Source organism: Quisquiliibacterium sp., assembly GCF_982640115.1.
This window is the reverse complement of record NZ_CEXFHW010000209.1, coordinates 1-6,014: the sequence shown is the minus strand read 5'-3', so window position 1 is coordinate 6,014 and position 6,014 is coordinate 1. Positions and strand designations below refer to the sequence as shown.

Annotated in this window: 6 protein-coding genes; 3 read left to right on the top strand and 3 right to left on the bottom strand. The window is 69.8% G+C overall.

What is annotated here, in order from left to right:
• A partial coding sequence (locus tag AC2H6A_RS17205; protein WP_484274943.1) for an iron-containing alcohol dehydrogenase occupies positions 1–737 on the bottom strand: 737 nt, incomplete at its 3' end.
• Positions 738–820: 83 nt separating this feature from the next.
• Between AC2H6A_RS17205 and AC2H6A_RS17200 the strand changes: the two genes are divergently transcribed.
• The gene (locus tag AC2H6A_RS17200) at positions 821–1,978 is read left to right on the top strand and encodes an oxidoreductase (RefSeq protein WP_484274942.1); all 1,158 of its coding nucleotides are present in this window, start codon (positions 821–823) and stop codon (positions 1,976–1,978) included.
• A gap of 35 nt (positions 1,979–2,013) precedes the next feature.
• Here AC2H6A_RS17200 and AC2H6A_RS17195 read toward each other — a convergent pair whose 3' ends face one another.
• Positions 2,014–3,654, bottom strand: coding sequence for an acyl-CoA synthetase (locus AC2H6A_RS17195; protein ID WP_484274941.1), 1,641 nt, complete (start codon positions 3,652–3,654; stop codon positions 2,014–2,016).
• Between the two features lie 196 nt (positions 3,655–3,850).
• On the opposite strand from AC2H6A_RS17195, the gene AC2H6A_RS17190 reads away from it, so the two are divergent.
• On the top strand, positions 3,851–4,627 hold the full coding sequence (locus AC2H6A_RS17190) for an SDR family NAD(P)-dependent oxidoreductase (RefSeq protein WP_484274940.1): 777 nt from the start codon (positions 3,851–3,853) through the stop codon (positions 4,625–4,627).
• Positions 4,628–4,696: 69 nt separating this feature from the next.
• Here the strand turns inward: AC2H6A_RS17190 and AC2H6A_RS17185 are convergent, their stop codons facing one another.
• The gene (locus AC2H6A_RS17185) at positions 4,697–4,852 is read right to left on the bottom strand and encodes a hypothetical protein (protein ID WP_484274939.1); all 156 of its coding nucleotides are present in this window, start codon (positions 4,850–4,852) and stop codon (positions 4,697–4,699) included.
• Positions 4,853–4,972: 120 nt separating this feature from the next.
• Here AC2H6A_RS17185 and AC2H6A_RS17180 point away from each other — a divergent pair, with 120 nt between their 5' ends.
• Complete coding sequence (locus tag AC2H6A_RS17180) at positions 4,973–5,776, top strand: NAD-dependent epimerase/dehydratase family protein (protein ID WP_484274938.1); 804 nt, start codon at positions 4,973–4,975, stop codon at positions 5,774–5,776.
• The last annotated feature ends 238 nt before the right edge of the window (positions 5,777–6,014 follow it).

Below are 6,014 nucleotides of genomic sequence, written 5' to 3'. Positions count from 1 at the left end.
ACCCGCGACAGCGCGAGCTGCGAGAGCCGGAAGGCCTGCAGGCGGTCGCCTTCGCACAAGGGCGAGGTCTGCGGCGCGCCCAGGTTCACCACCGAGCGCCAGTACACCGAGGCGCAGGTGGTGCGCACCAGCGACACCGGCGCCGTCATGAGCGCGGCCGAGTCCCAGAAGACGGCCACCGGCCGGGTCTTGGGGTCGAAGAACTCCATGCGGTGCCCGCGCGACGGATCCTTCACCGCCGAGCCCGCGCGGTTCTGTGCGCTGGTGGCCGCCGTGAGCACATTGATGATGGGCACCTTGGGCGCCATCAGCTTCGGGCTGATGGCCGGGCCATGCTCGGGATACTGGGTGATCAGGGTGTCGACGGGTGCGGTTTCGGCCATCAGGATGGCCACCACCCGCGCGCCCTGCGTGACGCTGCCCGCGCCCACGCTGACGAGCAGATCGGCATTCGCGTCCCTGGCGGCCCGGGCTGCGCGCACCACGGCATCGAGCGTGGTGTCCTTGTCCATCTCGTCGAAGACGCCGGCGCACGCCGGCCCGAGGATGGTACGGATGTGAGCGATCAGCCCCAGGCTGCGCGACACCGTGCGGCCGCAGACGATGAAGGCGCGCTTCGCGCCGTGGCGCTTGAGCTCCGCGGGCAGCTGCTCGAGGGCGTCCTGGCCGCTGTACAGGCGCAGCGGATACGAGACGGCGCGGAAGTCGTACTGGTAGTCGGGGGCGGGGGGCGTCATGGTTCCCTACCATAGCGTCGCGCCGAGACTCAGGCAAAGTGCGGCATCCGCTTTCTCGACAACCCCTGCCTCAGGACAGTTCAATGCCCGACCTCTTCAGCCCCTACACCCTGAAGGGCGTGACGCTGCGCAACCGCACCGTGATGTCGCCGATGACGATGTACAACTCCGTCGACGGCAAGCTCGATGACTACCATGTGTGCTACCTGGGCGCGCGCGCCGCGGGCGGCTTCGCGCTGGTGTTCGGCGAACAGATGGCGATCACGCCTGATGGCCGCACCACCACTTCCTGCGCCGGCATCTGGAACGATGACCAGATCGAGGGCCACGCCCGCGTGTGCGCGATCATCAAGCGCATGGGCGCCGTGCCCGCCATCCAGCTCGGCCATACCGGGCGCAAGGGCAGCGAACTGCCGCCGCACAAGGGTGCGTTCGGTGGCGGCGCAAAGAAGCAGCTGCCGCCCGATCATCCCGACGGCTGGACCTGCCGGGCGCCGTCGGCGATTCCCTTCGGCGGGCCGGGTCACCATCACCCGGTCCATGAGCTGAGCATCGACGAGATCGCGGAACTGCACCAGGCCTATGCGCAGGCGGCGCGTCGCGCGCTCGAGGCGGGTTACCAGTGGCTGGAGATGCACTACGCCCACGGCTACCTCGGGGCGAGCTTCTTGTCACCGCTGGCCAATCAGCGCACCGACCGCTATGGCGGCAGCCTCGAGAACCGGGTGCGCTTCCACCTGGAGGCGCTCGACGCCGTGCGCGCCGTCTGGCCCGAGCAGTACCCCCTGACCATGCGGCTGGGCTGCGATGACTTCCATCCGCAAGGCACGCAGTTCGAGGACGCGCTGATCGCCGTGCGGATGATGAAGGCGCATGGCCTGGACCTGGCCGACCTCTCGATGGGAGGCAATGCCACCCAGCTCGTCGATCCGCCGTTCAATCGGGTCGGCTTCATGCTGTCGCGCGCCCAGCGGGTGCGCGAGGAGGTGGGCATCCCGGTGGCCACCAGCTGGAACCTCGGCATCCCGCAGAACGCCGATCGGGCGATCCGCGAGGAGCGGATCGATCTGGTGATGCTGGGGCGGCCGGCCCTGGCCAACCCGCACTGGCCGGTGTGGGCGGCGCGTGAACTTGGGCATCCCTCGCCGTTCTCGCTGGTGCCCGAGGACTGGCGCTGGTGGCTAGAGAACTTCCGGGGGCATGAGCCGAGCATCGGCTGGCCGGCGTCTACCCGCGCGTGATCGTGCCTCACGCGGCCGCGCCGCGCGCCGCCCGCTCATCCCCCGGCTCCCGCGAGGGTTCGCGCCGCGTGCTCGCGCGCGCCGGCGTAGTCGGCCTTGCCATTGGGCGCCCGGAACATCCGGGCCACCGCCACCACGCGCTTGGGGGTCTTGTAGCCGGCAAGCTGTCCTCGCACATGGGCGCGAAGCGCGTCTTCGTCGAGGTCTGTCTGGGCGCGCAGTTCGACCACCGCGGTGACCACCTGGCCCCACTTCTCGTCGGGCAGCCCTACCACCAGCGCGTCCTCGACATCGGGATGCTGCTTGAGCACCTCCTCGACCTCCTCGGGGAACACCTTCTCGCCGGCCGTGTTGATGCAGCCGCTGCCGCGACCGAGCAGGGTGATGGTGCCGTCGACATCGACCGTGCAGAAATCGCCGGGGATGGCATAGCGCACGCCATTCACGACGCGGAAGGTTGCCGCGGTCTTGGCCGGATCCTTGTAGTAGCCCAGCGGGATGGCGCCTGCGCGGGCGATCAGCCCGGTCTCCCCGCTGCCGCGGACGACTTCGCGACCGTCGTCGGCGAAGACCTTGACCTCGTCGCCGATCTGGAAGCGCGCGGTCTGCACCTCGCCGGCGGCGGTCATCACCGACAGGCCGAAGCCCACTGCCTCGGATGAGCCGAAGGAATCGAGCAGGGTGACCTGCGGCAGGTGCCGAAGCAGGGCCTGCTTGACCTCCAGGCTCCACATCGTGCCCGAGGAGATCATCGAGAGCACGCAGCCGAGGTCACGGCGCCCGCCCAGTTCGTCGAGGGCGCGGGTCATCGGTCGGGCGAAGGCATCGCCCACGATCACGATCTGGTCGACGCGGTGGTGTTCCACCGCGGCCCAGAGTTCCTGGGGGTCGAAGTGCGCACTTGGCAGGGTCGCCACCGTGCCGCCGGACACCAGGGCGGAGATGGCGGTGAGCAGGCCGGTGCCATGCATCAGCGGGCAGGCCGGCAGGTTGACCGGCCCTCGGCCATTCTCGCGCACGATGGAAAGATGGTCAGGCAGGTCCTGCGGCACCCGCACCACCAGCGCCGGATTGATCAGCCCGCGGCGCAGCGCGTCCTGCGTCCACATCACGCCCTTGGGCATGCCGGTGGTGCCGCCGGTGTAGATGAAGAACTGGTCGTCGGGCGAGCGGGTGATGCCCAGCGGCTGACCCGATCCGTTCTGCGCCACCGACTCGAAGGACCGGGCGAAATCGGGGATCGGTTCGCTGGAACCATCTTCCACCACCCACCAGCGGCGCACACCGGGCAGACCTGGTGCGATCTGCGCCACCAGCCCCGAGAACTCCCGCCCGAACACCACGGTGGTGGCATCGGCATTGTCGAGGATGTAGTTCACCTCGCGCGCGGCGTAACGGTAGTTCACATTGACATGCACCTGCCGCGCCTTGAAGCCCGCGATCACGCCTTCGAGGTAGGCGGGATGGTTTCGCAGGTAGAAGGCCAGCTTCTCGCCGGGCTGCGCGCCCTCGGCGAGCAGGGCGCGGCCGATCCGGTTGGTGCGTCCGGTGAGTTCGCCCCAGGTGATCACGCGATCGGCATGGGCCAGCGCCACCTGCTGGGCCGGCACCACGCCGGCGAGGGCATCGAACAGGTCACCGTAGTTCCAGATGCCGGCGCGCATCGTCTGGGTCATGGGATGGGGTCTCCTGGTTTGGGGGCAAGACGCAGATGGGCGCCATGCCGCGACCCGACCTTAGCAGGGCCGGCAGCCTCGGCCGGGGGCACGCCTGCGGGAACGAGACGCCGTGCGGGCCGACGGTTTGACAGCCGGCGGTACGCGGGTCAAGTTGGCCGGCGACTTCTTCCACCCTCTGCCAGCGAGCCCGGACATGCCCGACTTCCCCTTGCCCAATGCCTCCCAGGATCTCACCGGCCAGGTTGCCCTGGTCACCGGCGCGTCGGCCGGCCTTGGCCGGCGCTTTGCCCGGGTGCTGGCCGCTGCCGGTGCCACCGTGGCGGTGGCCGCGCGGCGGCTCGATCGGCTGGAGGAACTCGCCGCGGAGATCCGCGCCGCCGGCGGCCGCGCGCTACCGCTGGCGCTCGATGTGACCGATGCCGACCAGCTGATCGATGTGGTGGCCCGCGCCGAGGCGGCGCTGGGCACAGTCACCATCCTGGTCAACAACGCCGGCATCCCTGACGCGCAGCGCGCCCACAAGATGTCGGTGGAACTGATCGACAGGGTGCTCGACATCAATGTGCGCGCGCCCTGGATCCTGTCCTGCGAGGTGGCCCGGCGCCTGATCGCGGCCGAGAAGCCGGGGCGCATCGTCAACCTGGCCTCGCGCGCGGCCTATGCCTACGACGGTCGTGGCGCGGCGCTCTACGCCACCTCCAAGATGGCCGTGGTGCGCATGACCGAGACGCTGGCTGTGGAGTGGGCCCGCTACCACATCAATGTCAACGCGATCGCGCCGGGCGCCTTCTCGTCCGAGATGATGGACGGGATGCTCTCCCGCATGGGCGACATCACGAAGCACTTTCCGCGGCCGCGGCTGGGTGACCCGGCCCAGCTCGACAGCACGCTGCTCTTCCTGGTGTCGCCGGCCTCGGAGTTCGTCACTGGCACCACGGTGCGGGTGGATGACGCCCAGGGCGGGCGCTGAGCGGCCTGCCTCAACCGCCGGCCACGCCCTGCGTGTTCACATGCAGCGCGCACAGCGAGCGGCTGGCCGTCATGAACAGCCGATTGCGCGCCGGGCCGCCGAACCGGCCCGGCGAAAGCCGGTGGCCAGGCGCTCGACCGCGGCATTGAACAATCGATAGGGTTCGAAGGCCGGACCAAGGATCTCGACCGCCGGATCAGGGTAGCGGTTGTCGGATGGGGACATCGGACGGGCTCCGGGAGTGCGCGCCGACCTGCTCCGCGCGGGCGGGTAAAGTCGAGGCACGACATACCAGGCAGGCGGAAGGGCGGCCGGCCCGGGCGCCAGACGAGAGGAGGGCGTTCGATGCGACGAATCATGATCACCGGCGCGGCGGGGCTGATCGGCCGGATGCTGCGTGCGCGCTGGCAGGCCCGCTGGCCGATGGTGCTGGTCGACCGGGCCGAGATGGACCCGCCCGGGCCTGACGAGACGGTGGTGCGCTGCGAACTCACCGACGCGGACGCCATGCGCGCGGCGATGCAGGGCGTGGACGCGGTCGTTCATCTGGGGGGCGTCTCCACCGAGGCGCCCTGGGAGTCGATCCGCGACGCCAACATCGAGGGCTGCTACCAGACCTTCGAAGCGGCGCGGATGGCCGGTGTGCGCCGGATGGTGTTCGCCTCGTCGAACCATGCCATCGGCTTCTACCCGCGCACCGCGCGGCTCGATGGCAGCGAGGCGGTGCGGCCCGACACCCGGTACGGCGTGTCCAAGGTCTTCGGCGAGGCGCTGGCGAGTCTGTACGCCGACAAGTTCGGCCTGAGCGCGGTCTGCCTGCGCCTCGGCACGGCCCGCCAGCCCGATGAACCCGGCGAGCGCCGGCACCTCGCTACCTGGATCAGCCACCGCGATCTGGCGCACCTCGTCGAGCGCGCGATCGAGGCCGACATCCACTTCGAGATCGTGTTCGGCGCCTCGCGCAACCGCGAGGGCTGGTGGCCCGACGAAGCTGCGCGCCGAATCGGCTATCAGCCTCGGGACAGCGCCGATGACTGGCGAGATCGGGTGGCCGAGCACGCGAACGACCGCGACCCGATCGCCCGGGACCTGCAGGGGGGCATCTTCTGCAGTTGGGAAAACACCCGAATGACCGGCATGGCGCGGTAGCGCCCAGAACACCCGCCGGGTGATGCCGCCGCCCCGATCGAGCTGCCGGCGAGATTGGAGAGCGGCTCGTCGTAGCGGGCCAGCACCAGGAACTCCTTCTCCTGGATCTCGAGGTCGATGCCCCGAATGGCCAGGGTCTCGTTGCGGCGGCTGCGGGATGACGGTGTGCAGGTTCCGCTTTCGTCTCGGACCGGCTTGGCGAGCCGGCCCGACCGGCCGAGACTTTCCGGCCGGTCGG

Bases quoted from the DNA above. Each gene is read 5' to 3' on its own strand.
- AC2H6A_RS17200 (WP_484274942.1), top strand. From the start codon at position 821: ATGCCCGACCTCTTCAGCCCCTACACCCTGAAGGGCGTGACGCTGCGC.
- AC2H6A_RS17195 (WP_484274941.1), bottom strand. From the start codon at position 3,654: ATGACCCAGACGATGCGCGCCGGCATCTGGAACTACGGTGACCTGTTC.
- AC2H6A_RS17190 (WP_484274940.1), top strand. From the start codon at position 3,851: ATGCCCGACTTCCCCTTGCCCAATGCCTCCCAGGATCTCACCGGCCAG.
- AC2H6A_RS17185 (WP_484274939.1), bottom strand. From the start codon at position 4,852: ATGTCCCCATCCGACAACCGCTACCCTGATCCGGCGGTCGAGATCCTT.
- AC2H6A_RS17180 (WP_484274938.1), top strand. From the start codon at position 4,973: ATGCGACGAATCATGATCACCGGCGCGGCGGGGCTGATCGGCCGGATG.